22 protein-coding genes are annotated in these 20,923 nt (G+C 65.0%); 6 read left to right on the top strand and 16 right to left on the bottom strand.

Translation table 11 applies throughout. The features are described 5' to 3' along the window. Window positions 1-35: 35 nt before the first annotated feature. From MESCI_RS14660 to groES, 10 genes are all read right to left on the bottom strand, one after another. Window positions 36-1,637: an FGGY-family carbohydrate kinase gene (locus MESCI_RS14660; protein WP_013530727.1), complete on the bottom strand. Its 1,602-nt coding sequence runs from the start codon at window positions 1,635-1,637 to the stop codon at window positions 36-38. A 149-nt stretch (window positions 1,638-1,786) separates the two neighbouring features. Further along, a complete protein-coding gene (locus MESCI_RS14655) occupies window positions 1,787-2,515 on the bottom strand; it encodes an SDR family oxidoreductase (protein WP_013530726.1) in 729 nt (242 codons plus the stop codon). A 22-nt stretch (window positions 2,516-2,537) separates the two neighbouring features. Next, a complete protein-coding gene (locus tag MESCI_RS14650; RefSeq protein WP_013530725.1) occupies window positions 2,538-3,794 on the bottom strand; it encodes a sugar ABC transporter permease in 1,257 nt (418 codons plus the stop codon). Then, entirely contained in the window at window positions 3,791-4,612 is an 822-nt protein-coding gene (locus MESCI_RS14645) for an ATP-binding cassette domain-containing protein (protein ID WP_013530724.1), read from the bottom strand. The genes MESCI_RS14650 and MESCI_RS14645 overlap by 4 nt, the downstream gene beginning before the upstream one ends. 96 nt (window positions 4,613-4,708) lie before the next feature. Then, window positions 4,709-5,797 carry an ABC transporter substrate-binding protein gene (locus MESCI_RS14640; protein WP_013530723.1) on the bottom strand — a complete coding sequence of 363 codons (1,089 nt, stop codon included), beginning with the start codon at window positions 5,795-5,797 and terminating at the stop codon, window positions 4,709-4,711. A 248-nt stretch (window positions 5,798-6,045) separates the two neighbouring features. Continuing rightward, the gene (locus MESCI_RS14635; protein WP_013530722.1) at window positions 6,046-6,930 is read right to left on the bottom strand and encodes an AraC family transcriptional regulator; all 885 of its coding nucleotides are present in this window, start codon (window positions 6,928-6,930) and stop codon (window positions 6,046-6,048) included. Between the two features lie 337 nt (window positions 6,931-7,267). Next, window positions 7,268-7,561, bottom strand: coding sequence for a DUF982 domain-containing protein (locus MESCI_RS14630; RefSeq protein ID WP_013530721.1), 294 nt, complete (start codon window positions 7,559-7,561; stop codon window positions 7,268-7,270). 98 nt (window positions 7,562-7,659) lie between these two features. Further along, a complete protein-coding gene (locus MESCI_RS14625) occupies window positions 7,660-7,887 on the bottom strand; it encodes a hypothetical protein (protein WP_013530720.1) in 228 nt (75 codons plus the stop codon). 70 nt (window positions 7,888-7,957) lie between these two features. After that, window positions 7,958-9,589, bottom strand: a complete 1,632-nt coding sequence (gene groL / locus MESCI_RS14620) for a chaperonin GroEL (protein ID WP_013530719.1) — start codon at window positions 9,587-9,589, stop codon at window positions 7,958-7,960. Window positions 9,590-9,644: 55 nt separating this feature from the next. Further along, the gene (gene groES / locus MESCI_RS14615) at window positions 9,645-9,959 is read right to left on the bottom strand and encodes a co-chaperone GroES (protein ID WP_013530718.1); all 315 of its coding nucleotides are present in this window, start codon (window positions 9,957-9,959) and stop codon (window positions 9,645-9,647) included. Window positions 9,960-10,295: 336 nt separating this feature from the next. Here groES and MESCI_RS14610 point away from each other — a divergent pair, with 336 nt between their 5' ends. Both MESCI_RS14610 and MESCI_RS14605 read left to right on the top strand, forming a co-directional pair. Then, window positions 10,296-10,574, top strand: coding sequence for an usg protein (locus MESCI_RS14610; RefSeq protein ID WP_013530717.1), 279 nt, complete (start codon window positions 10,296-10,298; stop codon window positions 10,572-10,574). 168 nt (window positions 10,575-10,742) lie between these two features. Beyond that, window positions 10,743-11,525, top strand: coding sequence for an SDR family oxidoreductase (locus tag MESCI_RS14605; RefSeq protein WP_013530716.1), 783 nt, complete (start codon window positions 10,743-10,745; stop codon window positions 11,523-11,525). Between the two features lie 133 nt (window positions 11,526-11,658). On the opposite strand, the gene MESCI_RS14600 is transcribed toward MESCI_RS14605, so the two are convergent. Further along, window positions 11,659-13,161: an ATP-binding protein gene (locus MESCI_RS14600; RefSeq protein WP_013530715.1), complete on the bottom strand. Its 1,503-nt coding sequence runs from the start codon at window positions 13,159-13,161 to the stop codon at window positions 11,659-11,661. Between the two features lie 208 nt (window positions 13,162-13,369). Between MESCI_RS14600 and MESCI_RS14595 the strand changes: the two genes are divergently transcribed. Beyond that, window positions 13,370-13,675, top strand: coding sequence for a hypothetical protein (locus tag MESCI_RS14595; RefSeq protein ID WP_013530714.1), 306 nt, complete (start codon window positions 13,370-13,372; stop codon window positions 13,673-13,675). Window positions 13,676-13,771: 96 nt separating this feature from the next. On the opposite strand, the gene MESCI_RS14590 is transcribed toward MESCI_RS14595, so the two are convergent. The 3 genes from MESCI_RS14590 to MESCI_RS14580 all read right to left on the bottom strand — a co-directional run bounded on the left by MESCI_RS14590 (window position 13,772) and on the right by MESCI_RS14580 (window position 16,650). Further along, a complete protein-coding gene (locus tag MESCI_RS14590; protein WP_013530713.1) occupies window positions 13,772-14,620 on the bottom strand; it encodes an aldo/keto reductase in 849 nt (282 codons plus the stop codon). 143 nt (window positions 14,621-14,763) lie between these two features. Continuing rightward, on the bottom strand, window positions 14,764-15,396 hold the full coding sequence (locus MESCI_RS14585; protein WP_013530712.1) for a Vgb family protein: 633 nt from the start codon (window positions 15,394-15,396) through the stop codon (window positions 14,764-14,766). Between the two features lie 33 nt (window positions 15,397-15,429). After that, window positions 15,430-16,650 carry a hypothetical protein gene (locus MESCI_RS14580; protein ID WP_013530711.1) on the bottom strand — a complete coding sequence of 407 codons (1,221 nt, stop codon included), beginning with the start codon at window positions 16,648-16,650 and terminating at the stop codon, window positions 15,430-15,432. Between the two features lie 300 nt (window positions 16,651-16,950). Between MESCI_RS14580 and MESCI_RS14575 the strand changes: the two genes are divergently transcribed. The 3 genes from MESCI_RS14575 to MESCI_RS14565 all read left to right on the top strand — a co-directional run bounded on the left by MESCI_RS14575 (window position 16,951) and on the right by MESCI_RS14565 (window position 19,092). Beyond that, on the top strand, window positions 16,951-17,703 hold the full coding sequence (locus MESCI_RS14575) for a DUF899 domain-containing protein (protein ID WP_013530710.1): 753 nt from the start codon (window positions 16,951-16,953) through the stop codon (window positions 17,701-17,703). An 83-nt stretch (window positions 17,704-17,786) separates the two neighbouring features. After that, a complete protein-coding gene (locus MESCI_RS14570; RefSeq protein WP_013530709.1) occupies window positions 17,787-18,047 on the top strand; it encodes a hypothetical protein in 261 nt (86 codons plus the stop codon). Between the two features lie 40 nt (window positions 18,048-18,087). Continuing rightward, on the top strand, window positions 18,088-19,092 hold the full coding sequence (locus MESCI_RS14565) for a zinc-dependent alcohol dehydrogenase family protein (protein WP_013530708.1): 1,005 nt from the start codon (window positions 18,088-18,090) through the stop codon (window positions 19,090-19,092). Window positions 19,093-19,154: 62 nt separating this feature from the next. Here MESCI_RS14565 and MESCI_RS14560 read toward each other — a convergent pair whose 3' ends face one another. Together MESCI_RS14560 and MESCI_RS14555 are read right to left on the bottom strand one after the other, a co-directional pair. Continuing rightward, window positions 19,155-20,153, bottom strand: a complete 999-nt coding sequence (locus tag MESCI_RS14560) for a bestrophin family protein (protein WP_013530707.1) — start codon at window positions 20,151-20,153, stop codon at window positions 19,155-19,157. Window positions 20,154-20,209: 56 nt separating this feature from the next. Continuing rightward, the gene (locus tag MESCI_RS14555; protein ID WP_013530706.1) at window positions 20,210-20,830 is read right to left on the bottom strand and encodes a TetR/AcrR family transcriptional regulator; all 621 of its coding nucleotides are present in this window, start codon (window positions 20,828-20,830) and stop codon (window positions 20,210-20,212) included. Window positions 20,831-20,923: the final 93 nt, after the last annotated feature.

Below are 20,923 nucleotides of genomic sequence, written 5' to 3'. Positions count from 1 at the left end.
ACGCTCCTGACAAAGCCGGACAGAAGCCACTCGCTTCAGCCTCGGATGGCCTTGCCCGCCTGCTGCAGCAATTCGAACGCCGCGAAGCGTTTGGCATGCCAGCCGGCCAGCGTAGCGTCGGGATGATAGACCTCGCCGAGTTCCGACATGCCGGCCATCGCCGCCGCCACATCCTTGTAGGCACCGGCGGCGACCGCGCCCAGCATCGCCGAGCCGAGCAGCACCGGTTCCGGCGAGGTCGAGGCCACCACCACCATGCCTGTGGTGTCCGCCAGCAGTTGGCGCACCAGCGGGCTTTGGCCGGCGCCGCCACTGACCACGATGGTGTCGACGGGAATGCCCTTGTCATGCTCGGCCCGCACGATCTGGCGCGCGCCGTAGCCCAGCCCGCAGACCCCGGCGACATAGAGCCCGACCAGGCTGTCGAGGCTGGTGTCGAGATCGAGCCCGGCAATCAGCGCGCGCGCGTCCGGGTCGGCGAAAGGCGCGCGGTTGCCGAGGAACTCCGGCACGACATGGATGCCGCCGACCAGGGCCGGCGTGGCCGCGGCTCCATTGCGGCTTTGCGCCTGCAGCGACAGCCAGGCGCTGAGGCTGAGCCCCTCGGCTTGCGCTTTGGCGGTCGCTTCGCCGGCTGCAGGGTGCATGCGCACCAGATGATCAATCGCAGCACCAGCTGCCGACTGGCCGCCCTCGTTCAGCCACAGGCCCGGCACCATGGCCGAGAAATACGGACCCCAGACACCGTCGACGAAGGCCGGCTCGGCGGTCGACGACATGGTGCAGGCCGAGGTGCCGAAAACATAGGCCATGCGCGACAGCACGCTGCCGAAATCGCCGCGCGCGCCGACCGTGCCGACGCCCCCGGCATGCGCGTCGATCAGTCCGGCCGCCACGGCGGTGCCGGGGTTGAGACCAAGGTCTGCTGCTGCCTGCGCGGTCAATCCGCCGCCGAGTGCGGCACCGGCCGGCACGATCTCGGTGCCGATGCGCGCGAATGCCTCGTCGGCCAGCGCGCCGAGGCCGATCTTGCGGAAATACGTCTCGTCCCAGCGGCTCTCATGCGCCAGATAGGTCCATTTGCAGGTCACCGTACAGACCGAACGGGCAAGGCTGCCGGTCGCCCGCCAGGTGAGGAAGTCGGCGAGGTCCATGAACTGCCAGGCGGCATTGAAGGTGGCGGGCAGGTTTTCGGCCAGCCACAGGAGTTTCGGCGTTTCCATCTCCGGCGAGATGATGCCGCCGACGTAGTTCAGCACCGCCTTGCCACTGCGATTGATGCGGCGCGTCTGCTCGACCGCGCGATGATCCATCCAGACGATGATGTTGCGTTCGGGATTTCTCGACGGGCCAACAGCCAACGGTACGCCGCCCTCGCCCAGCACCACCAGCGAACAGGTGGCGTCAAAGCCGATGCCGGCGATCGCCTCGGGCGCCACGCCCGATTGCGCGACCGCTTCACGCGTGGCCGCGCAAACCGCCCGCCAGATGTCGTTGCTCGACTGCTCGACCATGTCGCCGGCCTCGCGCCAGACCTCGATGTCCCGTTTGGCCGAGGCAAGCAGGGTTCCCGTGTGGTCGAACACCCCGGCCCGCGCGCTGCCGGTGCCGACGTCGATGCCGAGGAAGTGGGACATTGGGGGAAACCTTCGGTTTAGGGCAGTAGGGGAGTAGGGCAGTAAGGCAGTACGGGAATAGGGGATGGTGGCTTGGCTCGGGCCCGGGCATTGAACGGCAGAGCAATCCTACTGCCCTACTGCCCTACTGCCCTACTGCCCTACTCCCCTTAGAGATCATTGCTCTGCGGCAAAATCACCAAATCCCTTATCGTCACATTGCGCGGCCGGGTCAGCATGAACATCACGGCTTCGGCCACCTCGCGTGGCTGCATCAGGCCGCCGGCGGCGAGTTCCTCTTCGAGCTTGGCCTTCGGCCAGTCGTCGACCAGTGCCGTCACCACCGGGCCGGGCGCCACGGCGCCGACGCGCAGGCCGTGCTTGGCGACCTGCCGGCGCACCGTGTGGACGAAGGCCTGCACGGCGTGCTTGGAGGCCGTGTAGATCGGTTCCCAGACCACCGGGACCAGACCGGCGATCGAACTGGTGACGATGACGTCGCCGGTCTTGCGTTCGATCATGTGCGGCAGCACCGCCTGGATCGAACGGAAGCAGGCATTGATGTTGAGGTTGAGCATGCGGTCCCAGACGTCGGGATCGCCATTCGCCACCTCGCCGCCGACATAGGCGCCGGCATTGGCATGGAAGATGTCGAGCTGGCCGGCCTTCTCCAGGATTTGCGGCATCATGGTGGCGACGCTTGCCGGCTGCATCAGGTCGATAACCAGCGGGATCGCTTTGGGGCCGAGTTCGGTGCACAGTTTGTTCAGCGTCGCCTCGGCGCGGTCGACCAGCACCACGGTGGCGCCGGCCGCCAGCATATGCCTGGCGCATTCGAGGCCGATGCCTGACGCGGCACCGGTGACGGCGGCAACTTTTCCGGACAGTTCTTGGCTCATGTCTTGCTTCCTGTTGATGGGTTCAGGCCCGGCCATGCGAGACACGCGAGCGGCGTGCCAGCGAGTCGACGATGACCGCGATGGCAAGCACGGCGCCGGTGATCATGTACCGAAGCGACGAGGACAGATCGAGCAGCGTCAGGCCGCTGGCGATCGACTGGATGACGATGATGCCGAGCAGTGCCGAATAGGCGCTGCCCCTGCCGCCGAACAGGCTGGTGCCGCCTATGACGGCCGCCGCGATGGCGTTGAGGTTGACGTCGCCCGTGCCGGCCTGCTGGCTGGCCGAGGCAAGGCGGGCCGCCGACAGCACGCCGCCGAAAGCCGCCAGCATCGAGCACAGCACGAAGGCGCTGGAATAGATCAGCCGCACATTGATGCCGGCGCGCCGCGCCGCCTCGCGGTTGCCGCCGACCGCCGACATAGAGCGGCCCCATTTGGTCCGCGTCAGCGCGTAGTGCATCGATATGACCAGGCCGACGAACAGGCCGAACATCCACGGAATGCCGCGCGCCTGATTGAGATAGAAGACGATGAGCTCGAGAATGACCGTAATCACCACCGCGCGCGTGACGAGCCCGCCGGTCGACGGCGCCGACAGGTTCGCGGCGCGGCGGCGCGCGACGGTGCGCAGGCCGGTGATCAGCATGACGATGCCCGGCACGGCCGCCAGAGCGAACGAGACGAGTTTGGGCATCATCAGCAACTGGCCGAAATTCACCAGGTTCGAGCCGTAGGGCAGGTTGATCGAGCCGGTCGAGCCGAGGATGTAGAGCTGCAGGCCAAGCACCGCCAGCAAGCCGGCCAGCGTCGAGACGAAGCTCGGCATGCCGAGCCGGTTGAACAGCAGCGCATAGAGGGCGCCGATGAAGCCGCCGACGGCAACAGCGGCCAGAATCGCGAGCGCCACCGGCCAGCCCTGGTTGACCCACAGCGTGCCGACCATGGCCGAGGCAAAGCCGCTGATCGAACCGACCGACAGGTCGATCTCGCCGACCATCAAAACGCAGACGATGCCGAGCGCGATGACGCCGACGGTGGAGCAATCGAACAGCAGATTGACCAGATTGCTGCTCGACAGGAAGATCGGGTTGATGCTGGCGAACACCGTCCAGATGATGACCAGCCCGACAATCACTGGCAGCGAGCCGAGATCGCCCGAGCGGACCCGGTCGAAGAACCGGCGGATGGCGCCGCCAATCCCCGCCTCGTGCTTGACGCGCACATCGGCGCGGTCGAGCTGCGGCGGCACGGGGGCGGCTTCGGCTTCGCGGCTCATGGGCGTGGCTCCTGGGTCTGGTCTTGCCTGGCCTGCCTGCGCTCGGCGCGCCGCGACACCGAATTGTTCGAGGCGCCGGTGATGGCGCTGACCAGTTCCTGGTTCGAGGCATCGGGCGAGAAGATGCCGTTGTTGCGGCCAAGCCGCAGCACGACGATGCGGTCGGCGACGGCGCGCACGTCTTCCATGTTGTGGCTGATGATGACGACGCCGAGGCCGCGGTCGCGCACCCGCTCGATCAAATTGAGCACTTCCGCCGTCTGCGCCACGCCAAGCGCTGCCGTCGGCTCGTCGAGCAGGATGAGCTTGGGTTCGAGCAGCAGCGAGCGCGCGATCGCCACCGTCTGGCGCTGGCCGCCCGACAGTGAAGCGACCACTTCGCGGACACTCGGGATGCGCGCCGAAAGCTCGTTGAGCAGCGTCCAGGCGCGCACTTCCATCGCCACCTCGTCCAGCCGCAGCGGGCTGAGTTCGCGGCCAAGGAAGATGTTGGCGACGATGTCGAGGTTCTCGCACAGCGCCAGGTCCTGGAACACGGTGGCGATGCCGAGCGTCAGCGCGGCACTCGGATCGGCAAGCGTCACCGGCTTGCCGCGAAAACTGATCGTGCCTGAGCTCGGCTGATGCACGCCGGCCAGGATCTTGACCAGGGTCGATTTGCCGGCGCCATTGTCGCCGACCAGCGCCACCACTTCGCCTGCATGGACATCGAGATCGATGTCGGTGAGCGCCGAAACGGCGCCGAAATTCTTCGAAACGCCGCGCAGGCTGAGCACCAGCTCGCCTGCCGGAACCGGTTCGTCCGAGGTATCGGTCATGCCAGGAAGCCTTTCAAAACCGGTTCAAAAATTTCGCATGAGCGCTGCCTGGCCACCGCGCGGGTGGCCAGGCAGCGGAGCGGGCAAGGGTCGCGGTCAGTTCCCGATGCCCAGCTTCTTGCAGCCTTCCGCGTAACGATCGACGCAGAGCTCGGCCGCGGTGTTGATCTTCTTGTCGATGATCTCGGCCTTCAGGTTTTCCTGCGTCACAACAGCCGGCGTGAACAGCTGCGAGGGCGTATCGTACAGCGTCATCTCGGCCTTAGGCGTCTCGCCGGAAAGTAGCTTGATGGCGATGTTGGCGGCGGCCGCCGCCACGATCTCGCTCGGCTTGGAGATGGTGTTGTACTGGTCGCCGGCGATGATCAGCTGCAGTGCCGCGATCGTCGCGTCATTGCCGGTCACCGGCGGCACCGGATCGACGCCGGCCGCCTTGAAGGCCGCGATGGCGCCGCCACCGGTGCCGTCATTGGCGGCAACCACGCCGAGGATTTTCGGGCCGAAGCGGGTGATCTGGCCGCCGGCCCATTGCTGCGCCTTCGGCGGCGCCCATTCCGGCGTGTCGTATTCGGCCAGGATCTTGTAGCCGCTGTTGTCGAGGCCGGCATGGATGCCCTTCTTGATCAGGCCGGCCGCCGCGTCGGTCGGCGAACCGTTGATCTGTAAAACGCCGCCGGTGGCCGGATCGACCTTCAGCGCCTTCAGGTGCTCGACCAGCGAATCGGCGATGGCCTTGCCGATGCCTTCATTGTTGAACGAGACATAGAAGTCGGCCGGCGCTGTCGGGATTGGCCGGTCATAGGCTATGACCTTGATGCCCTGGCTCTGCGCCAGCTTGACCAGCGAGGCGGCGGCGGTCGAGTCGACGGGGTCGAGCACAATCGCCTTGGCGCCCTGCGAGATCACCGAGTTGAACTGCTGCTGCTGGCGCGAGGCGTCGGCATCGGCGTTCTGGTAGAGCACCTTGCAGCCCGGGCATAGCTTCTTCATCTCGGCGGCGAAGCCGGGATAATCATGCTGTTCGTAACGGGTCGAGGCCTGATCAGGCATCAGGAAGGCGACGGTGGCGTCGGTGACTTCGGCTGCCTTGGCGATAGCGGCGGTGCCTGCCAGCAGCGACAGCGCAAGCGCTGCCATGCCGGCGGACTTGCCAGTGGACTTCAATGAAATTGAAAGTTTGGTCATTCGGTCTTCTCCGTTTCTGGATATGTTGTAAGAAGGTCGTTGACTGCTTTGGTGGTCTGAAGACACCCATCCACCCTCGCCCCAACTGCAGGGGAACCAGGGTCCGGCGCTGGACTTTCGAGCCGCGCCGACGTCCTCCGCCGACGGAGGAATTCGAGACAAGCGTTCCCCATCGCGAACCGCTCAACGCGGCTCACGTCCGTCATGCAAAAGAAAAATCCTCCCTTGGTTCCTCCCTGGCTCCTCCGTTAAGCGGCTTTTCCCGCGTTGATGTTGTCGGCCAGCAGGCGCCTGAAGCGCGAGGGCGGCATGCCCTTCTCCGCCAGGAACTGCCGGTTGAAATTGGACAGGTTGTTGAAGCCGACCTCGTAGCAGATGTCGGTAATCGACGCCTGCTCATCGCTCATCAGGATCTGGCAGGCGAGATTGATGCGCAGCCGCTTGACATACTGCACCAGCGACATGCCGGTGTGGCGGCGAAACGAGCGCGAGAAGGCCCCGGTCGACTGGCCGGCGATGGCGGCGAGATCCGCCTCGTCGAACAGCTGCGTCAGGTTCTCCCTGATATAGGCGAGCGCCTTGTTCATGCCGGCGGTCATGTAGCCCGACGGATCGGGCCGATAGCTGGCGCTTGCCAGCAGCTGGAATTCCTGGGCGCGGCTGAGCAGGCCGGCGATCATCATAAACAGCTCGATGCGGCGCACGCCCTGCGCCTGCATCATCTCTTCCATCAATGGCGCCAGCGCCTTGCTGGTGCGGTTGGAAAACAGCACGCCGCGCCGCGACGCCTCGAGCAGAGCCGCAAGCCCCGCCAGCTCCGGCAGCACATGCATGGCATCGCCGATGAAACTTTCGGAAAACTGAATGATGCGGCCGCGCAGCGGGATCGAGCTGTCCTTGGGGATGTCGCTGACCCAATTGTGGGGCAGGTTCGGCCCCGTCAGCACCAGATTGCCCGGCTCGAACTCGCCGATGAAGTCGCCGACGAAATAGCGGCCGTTGGTGAAGATTACCTGATGCAGTTCATATTCTGGATGGAAGTGCCAGCGCACCGTATGGAAGGGGTAGCCATGCGACCACGCCTTGAAGGACTCACCGCGTCGTATCTGGACAACTTCCAGGTCCGGTTCCATGTCCGTTTCCTCCCGGGCCGGCACGGATATTTGCCGCGTTCGGCCCAATTCCCTAAACCGGCCGAATTGGTTTCGGCTCTGCATTTCAAGAGCCACGGTACCGGCTCGTGACAACAGGCGCCACCACGATTCAAGACAACGGATGATACTTTTTTAACCGGAAGGGCGCGCTCAGAGGCGCTATTCGGGCAGAACAGGTCAGTCTTGCTGACGCGTTCGCTCGACTGACCAACGAGAACACTACCGCCCGAAACGGAATTCCAACGTGTCCGGTGGGCGCCTGGCCTATCGCAAGAACAGCGTGTTCAGGCGCTGTTGCAGCGCCGTCATCGTCAGTTCAGCTCGTGCGCAGCGCACCACCCGCCACCGTCGCGAGCGGCGTAACCATGTCAGGCACCAGTATGTCGTGGCGGCGCGCGAAGCTGACCAGCGTGGCCCGCACCGTCTCCGGATCGATTTCGCCAACGATGCCCGCCTTGCAAGCGTTGAGTGCGATGGCATGGGCGCCGTTGCGGCCGGCGCTCGGCCAGTCCTGCAGCAGTGCATAGGCTTCCATCACGCTGTCGATCTTCCTCGGAAAGCCCATTCCGACCAGAAGTGTGACCGGTTCCTCGAATTGCCCGCGATTCATGGCTTGTGCCTCCTCTCGATTGTTCAGGGCCTGCAGCGGGCCGAACACCGGGAAGCACGGCCCGCCGCGGATAGGTGAAGGGACTGGCCGATTTCCGTTCAGCCGCTGCCGGCGGATACCTCGGATGTTGCCGACACTTGCTGCGCTGCGAGGAACATCAGTGCCGACGCCGCGGTTCGCCGGTTCCAGCCGGCGGCTTCAGCCATGTCGAGCAGCCCTGCTAGCAGCGGCTTCAGCACGTTCCTGCATTCTGTTTCATAGGCCAGGAACTCCTTCGCTTGATGCGTAGGAGCCGGTACGGATCCGAGGCCAGCCATTGCATCCATCTTTACCTCCACTCTCTCTTCGACTGACGCCCGCTCCCCGCCAGGGGAGCGGGCGGATTGGGCCGCGACTTCAGAAGTCCATGCCGGCGCCGGCGGGCATTGCCGGGGCGGCGGCTTCCTTCTTCGGCTTCTCGGCCACCATCGCCTCCGTGGTCACCAGCAGGCCGGCGACCGATGCCGCGTCCTGGAGGGCGGTGCGCACCACCTTGGCCGGGTCGATAACGCCCTGGCCGAAGAGATCGCCGAATTCATTGGTCTGGGCGTTCCAGCCCCAGCCGAATTCGCTTTTCTCGCGCAGCTTGCCGACAATGATCGAGCCTTCGGCGCCGGCATTCTCGGCGATCTGCCGGACCGGCGTTTCGATGGCACGGCGCACGATGTCGACACCTGTCCTCTGGTCCGAATTGTCGGTCTGCACGGTATCGAGCGCCTTGGCCGCCCGCAGCAAGGCGACGCCGCCGCCGGGCAGCACGCCCTCCTCGACGGCCGCGCGGGTTGCATGCAGTGCGTCGTCGACACGGTCCTTGCGCTCCTTGACCTCGACCTCGGTCGAGCCACCGACCCGGATCACCGCAACGCCGCCTGCGAGCTTGGCCAGCCGCTCCTGCAGCTTTTCGCGGTCATAGTCGGAGGTGGTCTCCTCGATCTGCGCCTTGATCTGTGCGACACGGCCCTGGATCTCTTCCTTGCGGCCGACACCATCGACGATGGTGGTGTTTTCCTTCTCGATCACCACCTTCTTGGCGCGGCCCAGCATCTGCAGCGTTACGTTTTCCAGTTTGATGCCGAGATCTTCCGAGATCGCGGTGCCGCCGGTGAGAATGGCGATGTCCTCCAGCATGGCCTTGCGGCGGTCGCCGAAGCCCGGCGCCTTGACGGCCGCGACCTTGAGGCCGCCGCGCAGCTTGTTGACGACCAGCGTGGCAAGCGCCTCGCCCTCCACATCCTCGGCGATGATCAGGAGCGGCTTGCCAGACTGCACCACGGCTTCGAGCACGGGCAGCATCGCTTGCAGATTGGAGAGCTTCTTCTCGTGGATCAGTACATAGGGCTCGTCGAGCTCCACCCGCATCTTGTCCTGGTTGGTGATGAAATAGGGCGAGAGGTAGCCGCGATCGAACTGCATGCCTTCCACGACTTCGAGTTCGGTCTCGGCGGTCTTGGCCTCCTCCACCGTGATGACGCCTTCATTGCCGACCTTCTCCATCGCCTCAGCGAGGAAGCGGCCGATTTCGGCATCGCCATTGGCGGAGATGGTGCCGACCTGCGCGATCTCGTCGTTTCGAGTGACCTTGCGGGCATTGGTCTTCAGTTCGGCGACCACCGCATCGACCGCCTTGTCGATGCCGCGCTTCAGATCCATCGGGTTCATACCCGAGGCAACCGCCTTGGCCCCTTCCCTGACGATCGCCTGTGCAAGCACCGTTGCGGTCGTCGTGCCGTCGCCCGCAAGGTCGTTGGTCTTGGACGCCACCTCACGCACCATCTGGGCGCCCATGTTCTCGAACTTGTCCTCCAGTTCGATCTCCTTGGCGACGGTGACGCCGTCCTTGGTGATGCGCGGCGCGCCGAACGACTTGTCGATGACCACATTGCGCCCCTTGGGACCGAGCGTCACCTTCACCGCATTGGCAAGGATGTCGACGCCGCGCAGCATCTTCTCGCGCGCTTCGGTATGGAATTTCACTTCTTTGGCAGCCATTGGATCACTCCTTTATCTAGGCAGCATTCGTTGACTGGTTGGATACAAGAAGCCGTCAGGCGGCCTTCTTCACTTCGGCGATCTCATCGATGATCCCCATCACGTCGCTCTCCTTCATGATGAGCAGGTCCTCGCCGTCGAGTTTGATCTCGGTGCCGGACCATTTGCCGAACAGGATGCGGTCGCCGACCTTGACATCGAGTTCGACAAGCTTGCCGCTGTCGTCGCGGGCGCCGGGACCGACGGCGAGCACCTCGCCTTCCTGCGGTTTTTCCTTTGCGGTATCGGGGATGATGATGCCGCCGGAGGTCTTCTCCTCGGCTTCAAGGCGGCGGACCAGAATACGGTCATGCAATGGACGGAACGCCATGTCGTTCTCCTCGTGGACAAACAGGTTTTGAGGTTCCTCCGCACCGAACCGGCAATATCGGACCGGTGCGGAACGCCGCGACCCTTCGTCAGGCATCGCGGCGCATATCGAGCTAGTTTTGCCGTTTTTCGGTTTCAAGAGACCAGCGCAAAAATTTTTATATTCGACAAGAAAGAGCGCCAAGGCACTGTTATGGCGTGGCTATTTTCGGAACCCGCGAGCTTCTCGCGGCGTTGTTTGAAGAGGGTCGACAGAACCGATCGGCCCGGCCCGGCATTGGGCGGGTTCGACACAAATGCCCGCCGGCTGGATGCCTCAGCGGAGAAGGAGAAAGACATGGCCGATATGGTCAGCAACGAATTCCGCCTGCAAATGGAAGGTTATGGCCTGACGACGGCCGAAATCCACTATTACCTGCCCGATCATCCAAGCCTGCTTCAGCTCTATGTCTGGCAGGACTATGATCTCGCTCCGGCCTTTCCCGAACTCAAGGGTTTTCTCCAATATTGGGAGCGCGAACTCGATGGTCCGCTCCATTCGGTTCGCGTTGCTCATCACCGGCTCATCCAGCCTTCGGAATGGCGGGCCGTCGAGGGCATAATCACGGTCCACTAGCGTCTTTGCGACGGCCTCCGCTACGTAGGGGTCACGACATTGGGGCAGGCTCCCGCCGGCCCCACGCAGCGCGAAGCCAACAACCTCCACTCCAAGATTTCCAATTTCCGTATTGTAAAACGATCGCGCCGCGCTAGCCTGAAATCAGATGCGAGGCGGGGAAGAGGAATGGAGCTCCAACTCAACGGCAAGGTGGCGCTGGTCACCGGCTCGACGCAAGGCATTGGCCGCGCCATCGCCGAGACGCTGGCGCGCTGCGGCGCCGGCGGCCTGCTCGTCACCGGGCGCGAGAAGACGCGCGGCGATGCCGTTGCGGAAGAGCTTTCGCTGCTCGGCACGCCGACGGTTTTCGTCGCCGCCGACCTCGCCGACCCGGCAGCCCCTGCCCTTTTGGCGCAAGCCTGCATCGAGCGCTTCGGCCGCATCGATGCGCTGGTCAACGCCGCAGGACTGACCGACCGGGCCTCCTTCGTCGATGCCGATCTCGACGGCTGGGCCTCGCTGTTCGCGGTCAACGCGCGGGCGCCGTTCTTCCTCATGCAGGCGGCCATCGCCGACATGAAGAAGCGCGGAGAGCGCGGCGCCATCGTCAACATCCTGTCGATCAACGCCCATTGCGGCTCGCCGGAGCTCGCCGTCTATTCCGCCAGCAAGGGCGCGCTGGCCACGCTGACCAAAAACGCCGCCAACGCCCATCGCTTCGATCGCATCCGCGTCAACGGCATCAATGTCGGCTGGACCGACACGCCGGCCGAACGCGTCATGCAAGCCGACACGCTGGGCAACGGGCCGGGCTGGCTCGATGCCGCCAACGCCTCGCAAGCCTTCGGCCGCCTGTTCTCGACCAGCGATATCGCCAACCTCGCCGTCTTCCTGCTTTCGGATTCTGCCGGGCCGATGACCGGCACGCTCGTCGATCAGGAACAGTGGGTGATTGGGGCGAACCGGTGAGCGCCATCGAAACGCAAGCGCCTGCATGACGCATCTCGCCGTCGGCGATTTCACGGTTGCCATCAGAAATTTGTCGCGATGACGGTGACTGAAAAAGCCTATCGCATCATTCGCTCAAAGCACCCGCGCCGCCTCACAGCGCCAGGCTTCCCTGCTCCACCTCCTCGGCATTCGGATCTCCCGGTGCGGTGGCCCAGGCCAATTCGACCAGTGTCACGGTGCGCCGGCCTGTCCCGTCGAGCTGGCAGACGATGAGGCCCTGCTCCTCGATATAGGTCAACAGGCGCCGGGCGCGGCGCAGCGAGTGCGAGCCGTAGGCGCGGGCGATCGCGGCGTCGCTCGGGCAAGGCCAGCCCTCCTTCGCCGCGCGGGCAATCATCATGAACACGCCCTGCATGTCGTCGGGCAGCAGCGACGCGCGGACGGAAACGTCCCGCCATGCGTCGTCCTGCGTCGTCTCTGACCCAAGGCCGGCCCGGGCGCGCGTCAGCATGCGGCGGAACTCCGGCAGGTCGGGCACGACCGAGGCCAGGCCTTCGATGCGGCAGCGGACCACGAACTCCTGATAGAGTACCCCGATTACGCGAAAACCGGCGTCGGGCTGCGCCAGGATGGCGCGCAGCACGCGGTCCACGCGCTCGCGGCGCTCGGCCAGATCCTCGGCGCTGACTTGCGGCTCCGCCGGTTCGGGGCGGATTTCCAAGGCCGCCGACTTCGCCGCCATCAACTGGTCGAGCAGGTCCGGCGACGCCGGGCGGCGCGGCGTGCGCACCGTTTCGGGCGGCGGCGCCGCCAGGATGATCGCGCGTGCATCCTCGAGTGCTGCTTCCGGCATCGCCATCAGCCGCGGCGTTCCGTTGCGCGGGCTCGTATCCGTCGGGCCGATGCGCAGGCCCAGCGGACGGCGCGACAGCGCCGGGCCGAGCGCCATGAACTGCCCGCGTTCCAGATCGCGAAACGCCTCCGCCTGGCGCCGCTCCATGCCCAGAAGGTCGGCGGCACGCGCCATGTCGATATCGAGGAAGGTGCGGCCCATGAGGAAGTTGGACGCCTCGGCGGCGACGTTCTTGGCGAGCTTTGCCAGCCGCTGGGTGGCGATGATGCCGGCCAGCCCGCGCTTTCGGCCACGGCACATCAAATTGGTCATCGCGCCGAGCGAGAGCTTTCGCGCCTCGTCGGAAACCTCGCCGGCCACCGCCGGCGCGAACAGCTGCGCCTCGTCCACCACCACCAGCATCGGGTACCAGTGGTCACGGGCGACCTCGAACAGCCCGCCGAGGAAGGCGGCGGCACGCCGCATCTGGTTCTCGGCGTCGAGCCCTTCGAGATTGAGCACGGTGGAGACGCGATGCATGCGCGCCCGCTCGCCTGCCGCCTGCAGGCCGCGCTCGGTATGCTGCTCGGCATCGATCACCAGATGGCCGTAACGGTCGCCCAGCGAAACGAAGTCGCCCTCGGGATCGATGATGGTCTGCTGCACCCAGGGCGCGCTCTGCTCCAGCAGGCGCCGCAGCAGATGCGACTTGCCGGAGCCCGAATTGCCCTGCACCAAAAGGCGCGTCGCGAGCAGTTCCTCGAGATCCAGCTTCGCCGGGGCGCCTGCGGTCGTCTGTCCCATCTCGATCGCAACGGTCATCTCGACTCAGGCGCTCCTTTCGCAGACGGGCTTATCAACTGGGTCACGGCCCGTCGAGCGTGCATGACCGCCCGCGGCGTGTTGCGCACAACTGTGCAGGCACCGTCTGGAGGGGTCATCAGCCGATGCCTGGCGCAAACTTTGGGTTGACCCCTTCGGACCACGAGGCGACACTCCTCCCAACGCTACGAGTGCGAGGAGGAATGCGATGGACGAGCCCGAACGGTGGCGCCACATGTCGACGGCGCCGAAGGACGGCAGCCGCATCCTGGTCACTGTGCGTCCGTCCGAGCAGGGACCGGCGGAAGTCGACCTTGCCTATTGGTCGCGTGCCGACCAGTTCGCCTCGGAAGGCTGGCGCGCGTCGGACTCTTCGCCCGGGCGCGTCATCGAATACGCCGACCCGGAACTGAAATGCTGGATGCCGCTGCCCACCGCCAACCTCAGCCGCGCGTCGATGCCGGCGCCCTGGGAAGGCGAAGACGCCCAGCAGTTGGATGGGTCCGGGATTTGAGGGGCGCAAGAAATTGGCGAAAGCCGCAAAGCTGCCAATCTCCCCCCTCGTGGGGGAGATTAGCAGTTTCGTTGCCAGCTCGTTAAAACTTGCCTCTCAGAACAGGAACGCGGCCGTGGCGGGGTTGGGTCCGTTGCGGCCCTCGGGCGAATCCATGCCGCGGATCGTCTGCAGGTCCTGCGCATCCAGTTCGAAATCGAAGACATCGAAATTGGCGGCGATGCGATCCCTGCGGATCGACTTTGGAATGACGATCAGCCCCTCCTGGAGATGCCAGCGGATGATCGCCTGTGCGACGGACTTGCCATGTTTTTTGGCGATGCCTGCAATGGTCGGATCGCCGAGCAGCCGGCCGCTGCCCAGAGGGCTCCAGCTTTCGATACGGATGTCGTGCTTGGCATGAAAGTCCCTGACACCGCGCTGCTGGAACTGGGGATGCAGCTCGATCTGGTTGACGACGGGCGTCACGCCGGTCTCGCCGATGATCCGCTCCAGATGGTCCTGGTTGAAGTTCGAAACGCCGATCGACTTGATGCGGCCGGCCTGCCGGAGTTCGACCAGCGTCTTCCAGGCCTCGACATATTTGTCCTGGCTGGGCACAGGCCAGTGGATCAGGAACAGGTCGATCTGTTCGACGCCGAGCTTCTCCATCGTCTCGTCGAAGGCCCGCAGCGCGGCATCGCGCTGATGCGCGCCGTTGCGCAGTTTCGAGGTGATGAACAGCTCAGCCCGCGGCACGCCGGCACTGCGGATCGCCTCTCCGACCCCTTCCTCGTTCTGATAGCCTTCGGCGGTGTCGATCAGGCGATAGCCGGCCTCGATGCCCCAACCCACCACGTCGGCGGTGATGTCCTGGTCGACCTGCCACACACCGAGGCCGAGTTGGGGAATGGCGGAGCCGTCGTTCAATGCAATCTGTTCGGGCATGGTGGGCTGTTCAGGCATGAGGGATCCTTTGCAAAGCTGGGCCGGGCGTCCGCCCGGCGCACAGCCTATCTAGGTCCGACAAGGGGCAACGGCCAGCCGACAGCGGACAAATTGCCGTGTGAAGTGCGCCTGCAAGTGTGACTTCGGCGTCGGCCGCATCCTCACCGCGGCCGGCGCACCGCCCGCACCACCCCGGCGGATGTGCTGCCGCAATAAAGGCGGTCGCCGCCATCGGATTCCAGCCCCGACACACCCATCCCGGCCGGCATGTCGAGCTTCTCCAGAACCTTGCCTGATTTCGGGTCGACGCGGCGCAGGTCGCTCTGGTCGCCTTCCCAGGTGGCGTGCCACAGCTCGCCCTCGACCCATGTCACCCCGGTGACGAAGCGGTTGGATTCGATGGTGCGCAGGATCGCACCGGTTTCCGGGTCGACCTGGTGGATCTTGCGTTCGCGGTATTGTCCCACCCAGAGCGTTCCTTCGGCCCAGGTCAGCCCGGAATCGCCGCCACCACCGGGCGCCGGAATGGTCGCCAGCACCTGGCCGGTATCAGGGTCGATCTTCTGTATCAGGTCGTTGGCAAGCTGGAAGAAATGCTGGCCGTCCCAGGCGGTGCCGGCATGCGCCGCGACATCGATCGAGCGCAGGTTCTGCCCGCTCTCCGGATCGAAGGCGTTCAGCTTCTCGCCCGAGGCAAACCAGACATTGCTGCCGTCAAAGCTCACCCCATGCACCCTCTCCACATCGGCAAAGGGTCCGTATTCGCGCAGGATTTCGGCCGTTGACTGTTTCATGTCCTTGTCCTCATTGAGATCCGATGTCACTTCCTAACCGTTCGGCAGCGGGGCCGGGAGTAACAAGGTGGTCGTGAATCCCACCAGTGGAGGCGTCATCCAGCGGCGCGCCCGGCCGTGACCGAAAAACTGCACCTTGCCGGCCTCGCCAAGCTGCTCCAACGCCCGCTGCACGCTGCGCTGCCCGGTGCCAAGCGCCAGCGCCAACGCCGAACTCGCCCAGGATTCACCGTCGGCAAGGAAAGCCAGCACCGCCGCGTGCCGCTCCTCGATCGGCCGCGCCAGCACCAGCACCTCGCGTGCGTGGCGCGGCGCCAGCGCAAAGCCCTGGCTGGTGGCGCCGATGTCGGCCAGGCTCCGCAATTCGGTGCGCAGCCGACCGATCTCGACCCGCAGCCGCGCCCGATGCGATTCATCGGCGTGCCTGCCGCCGAAGGCTTGCGCGATCAGCGTCGCCCTGGACACATCGCCTGGCCACGCTTCGGCGAGCGTACGGGCCAGCGCGAACAGAACCGGGCGCGTGGCCAGCGAGACCGTTTTCTCCTGTTGGCGCACGACATATCGGAAATTATCGACCAGCAGCGCCGGCGACGCCTGCAACGCCTCGACGTCCTCAAGCAGCAACGGGCGCTGCTCGCCAGCCGCGATCAGCCGCGCCGCCGGCGTGTCCAGCGCCAGGAATGCACGGTCGACCTCAGCGATGAGCCCCGAAATGCCGGCCTGGCGGGCGGCGTGGCGTGCCCACTCCAACGCCCTGCGCGCCGGCTTCGTCTTGAGGCGCCGCATTGCGATGCCGGCGACGGCAAGTTCGTGGGCGGCGCGCGAGGCCGGCGGAAGCGGTGCCGGGTCGAGCCCTGCCAGCACGTCTTCGGCCTCGTCGAGACGGCCGATCAATAGCAGGCGCCGCACCTTGAGGTGGCCGGCATGCGCTGCGTTCAGCCGGTCGCCACGCTTTTCCAGCGTCGCCCGCGCCGCATCCAAAGCCTTGGCCGGCCAGCCGAGATCCCGCGAGACCAGCGCGATCTCGGCCTCGGCAACGACGCATCTGGCACGCGCTACCGCCTCTTTCGGGCCGAAGCCGCGCGCGGCACGCCGCAGCAGCGCCTTGGCGCGATCGAGATCGCCGAGCTGCGCCATGGCAATGCCGCGCAGCGCCAGCGCCGGCGGGTCTTCGCGCAAGGCGACGCGATCCAGCGCGCCGAGCGGGTCGCCTCCGGCCAGTGCCAGCGCAGCCGCGGTGATCAGCGAATCCATTCAAATCCCGTCACACTTGTAACTCCCACCCTTGTGCGTCGCCGCCCTAACTTAAATCCGTACCGTCAACCGGCAAGCCGCATCGGCAACTATCGGCAACGCGCGGCACGCCAAGGGAGAACCGACAATGCCAACCGACACTCCTCTCCACCCGGCCGAAGGCACCGTGAGGATGCGCCACCCCTGCTGCGACGGGCCGGCTCCTGCAAATCCCGTCACACTTGTAACTCCCACCCTCCCGCTTCACCGCCCTATTCTGGCTGACAGCAAGCGACAACCGACTGGCAAAGGAGACGACCAATGACCAAGCACATCGCAATGAAGACCCCGCCCATCGTTTCGAGGCAGGACTGGGAAGCCGCCCGCGAACAGATGCTGGTGAAGGAAAAGGCAACACTGCGCGCCAAGGACGCATTGGCCGCCGAGCGCCGGCGCATGCCGTGGATGGAAGTCGACAAGGCCTATGTGTTCGAGGGACCGAACGGCAGAGCGAGCCTGCTCGATCTGTTCGAAGGCCGCCGCCAGCTGATCGTCTATCGCGCCTTCTTCGAGCCCGGCGTGCATGGCTGGCCCGATCACGCCTGCCGCGGCTGTTCGCTGGGCGCCGACCAGGTCGGCCACCTCGCCCATCTCAACGCCCGCAACACCACGCTTGCCTACGCTTCGCGTGCCCCGCAGGCCGACATTGCGCGGCTGAAGCAGCGGATGGGCTGGCAGATGCCCTGGTACACAATCACTGACAGTTTCGACAAGGACTTCGGTGTCGACGAATGGCACGGCCACAACGTCTTCATCCGTGACGGCGATCGCATCTTCCGCACCTACTTGATTAACAGCCGCGGCGACGAAGCGATGGGCACCGTCTGGAGCTATCTCGACGCGACGCCGCTCGGCCGCCAGGAAATCTGGGAGGATTCGCCCGAAGGCTATCCGCAGACTCCACTCTACTCCTGGTGGAACTGGCACGACAATTACGACGCCGGGGCCGACAAGAAATGGGAAGAAGTGTCTGCTGCCGGCGAGGCCGCGTTCAGGGACAAGGGCGAGCAGTAACGGTTGTCCAGTCTGGGTTCCTCTCCCCACTCCCTGGAGAGAGGAACCTGTCGTGACTGGCATGATCATCAAGGATCAAGGCGATGAGCGATATCCACACAGGTGCCGGCGGCACGATCCCAGAAGCCACCACCCTCGGGCTGGCCGACTGGGTTTGCCTTGCCGCGGCACCGACCTTCGCCGTGATGGCGCTGCTCACCTGCATCTTCAGCGGCGATGCGGCCATGCAGTGCATGGGCACCGACGCCTCGCCCCTCACGGGCATGGCTGCGATGTATCTGCTGATGAGCGCCTTTCATCTGGCGCCCTGGCTGCGGGTGATCTCCGGCCGGCAGGCCCGCTAGGCCCTTCCAATTCTAGACACCCCACACATCGGAGAAGACAATGAGACTGGTCAGGCTGAGAGCGCCGGGCGGCTTGGGCAATCTCGACCTGGTCGAGGAAGATCCGCCCCAGCCAGGGCCGGGCGAGGTGCTGGTCAGGATCCGGGCCTGCGCGCTGAACATGCGCGACGACTTTGCCGTGCAAGGCAAGATGCCTCTCGCCGACGGCCGCGTTCCGCTCTCCGACGGCGCCGGCGAAGTGATTGCCCTCGGCGACGGTGTCGATGCACTCAGGCCCGGAGACAGCGTCGTCAGCGTCTTCTATCCCTGGTGGCTGGGCGGTAACATGACGCCCTGCACCCGGCGCGATATTCCGGGAGACAGTTTCGACGGCTTCGCCAGCGAGTATGTCTGCATGCCGGCGCACGCTTTCACCAGGGCACCGGCAGGCTATACGCATGTCGAGGCGGCGTCGCTCACCTGCACGGGCGTTACTGCCTGGCGCGGCCTGGTTGTGTGCGGCAAGGTGAAGCCGGGCGACGCAGTGCTGGTCCTCGGCTCGGGCAGTGTATCGTTGTTCGCGTTGCAATTCGCCAAGGCCGCTGGCGCCCGGGTCATCGCCACCTCATCCGACGAGCAGAAGCTGGAAAGGCTCAAGCGCCTCGGAGCCGACGCCGTCATCAACTACAAGTCCGTCCCGGACTGGGGCCGCAAGGCCAAGGATCTGACGGGCGGGCGCGGCGTCGATCACGTGATCGAGGTCGGCGGACCCGCCACGCTGGCGCAGTCGATTGTCGCCTGCCGCACGGGCGGTCACATCGCGCTGGTCGGCGTCCTGACCGGCTTTGCGGCGGAAGTGTCTATCCCAGCCCTGTTTTCCAACCAGATCCGCATCAGCGGCATTTCCATCGGCAGCCGGGCCGACCAGGAGGATATGATCCGCGCGATAGAGTCCAACAGGCTGAAGCCCGTCATAGACCGCCACTTTCCGCTGCAGGACATCGCCACCGCCTTCGCGCATTACGAATCCCGAAAGCATTTCGGCAAGGTCTGCCTTGACGTTTGAGCGTCCTCCGCCAGCAGCACGATGAAGGGGACCGCCGGGCCGCGCCTTCGTCGTGATCCTGCCTAGGTCGCGATGTCGTTGACCGGCAGCAGGGGCTTGGGAAGGTCGCTCTCGCCGAGCCCGCTACGCAACTCGATCTCGATGTCGCGGCAAATCTGCGAGATCGGAACGTCGTTGGCATTGCCCTCGAACGGGTTGGCGCTGCTTTCGCCGACCTGGTCGAGAGACATGTAGGCCCAGCCGAGCAGCGTGCTGAACGGGATCGTCAGCCAGATCGCTATCGACCCGAGCGCGCCACCCAGTTTGCCCATATCGGCAAAGACGGGAACGACCCCGAACGGCAACAGTGTGCAGAAGATCATCACGAACATCGAACTGACGATGGCGTATTGCCGGGGATAGGGATTGTTCTTGATGCGATCGCAGCGCGCCTGCTGGTCATGGAAGTCGCGGATCAGCTTGGTCAGTTCGCCATAGATCTGAGGAGGGAGCTTTGTGTCCTTGAACAGCGCATTGACCTGGACAGATTGCAGTTCGAGCAGGGCTATCGCCGGCTGGGGCGATTTCAGGACGTCCTCGGCCTGTTCGGCGAGCAGCGGACGCAATTCGTCGCCGACCGAGCTCGCATCCTCATGGATACGGTAGCGCCGCCGGTATTCGATATTGGCGGCCCGCGCCATGGACTCCCATGGCATCGGCCGGCGCAGAGAAAAGCGCAATGCCGTCATCCAGGCGATGTGGCGATAGATGAGCTGTCTGGCCGTCGGCGCGTCGAGGAAATCCCTGCAGAAATTGGACCACAAACGGCTGCTGGCCATAATTTGCGTAAAAGCCTGCAGCGCGTCGCTGCTGCGGGTGAACACCTGCGAATTCTTGAACCCGGCGACGAGTGACACGGTGGTGCCAAGCACCAGCACCACCGACCATGGCACCGAAAACCCGGCGATGCCTGGAAGACGGTAGGCCGCCACGGCCAGACCGCTCACCACCACCATGTAGATGACGCTGCGCCGCGACCACAGCGCGAAATCGATCAGTTTGTAGGAACGGCCTACATACATCGTATCCCCTCAACTCATCGATAGGTCTGGTTTTGCACGGCCGGAATCTGGTCGCCTCATTTTGCCTTTGCAGCCCCGAACCGCAACCCGTCCATCAACAGCTTGACCAGCCGGCGCGAGCGGTCGCGCCATTCGGGGGTGTCGGGCGCTGAATAGATGCCGCCCAGCGCGTGCAGCACGTCGGAAGCGTCGACGTCGCCGCGGATGGTGCCGTCGGCCACCGCCGCCTCGACCAGGCGTCGCAAGGCTTGCGACACCCGGCCGAACGTGTCGGAAAACAGCGTCGAATTGGTGGTGAGCACAATGCGCAGGCTGGTCGCCAGGCCGCGCTTGGTGGCGATGTAGTCGACGAAGCGCTGCATCCACTGTTCCAGCGCGACATCGGACGGATGTTTTTGGGCAAGCTCGCCGGCGGCCGCGCACAGCGCCTCCACCTCACGACGATAGACCACCTCGACCAGATGCTCGCGCGTCGGGAAATGCCGGTAGAGCGTGCCGATGCCGACGCCGGCGCGGCGCGCGATCTCCTCCAGCGAGCCATCGATGCCGCGCTCGGCAAAGACTGACACCGCCACCTCGACCAGCCGGTCGCGGTTGCGCCGCGCATCGGCGCGCAGCGGCTTTGCCTCTACGGCCTCGGCCTTCTGTTCAGCAATGGCGGACGGCTCGCTGGCCAATTTTTTCTCCACATCGTGTCAGGGGGCTTGAACCCGGCAGGGTCAGCCACCACGTAATAAACGGAGGCGCCTCCGTTTTAGTGGAGCACCTTT

It is taken from the genome of Mesorhizobium ciceri biovar biserrulae WSM1271, assembly GCF_000185905.1.
In the GTDB taxonomy this organism is placed as follows: Bacteria; Pseudomonadota; Alphaproteobacteria; order Rhizobiales; family Rhizobiaceae; genus Mesorhizobium; species Mesorhizobium ciceri.
The sequence above is the reverse complement of the archived record's forward strand: the minus strand, read 5'-3'. Positions and strand labels throughout refer to the sequence as shown.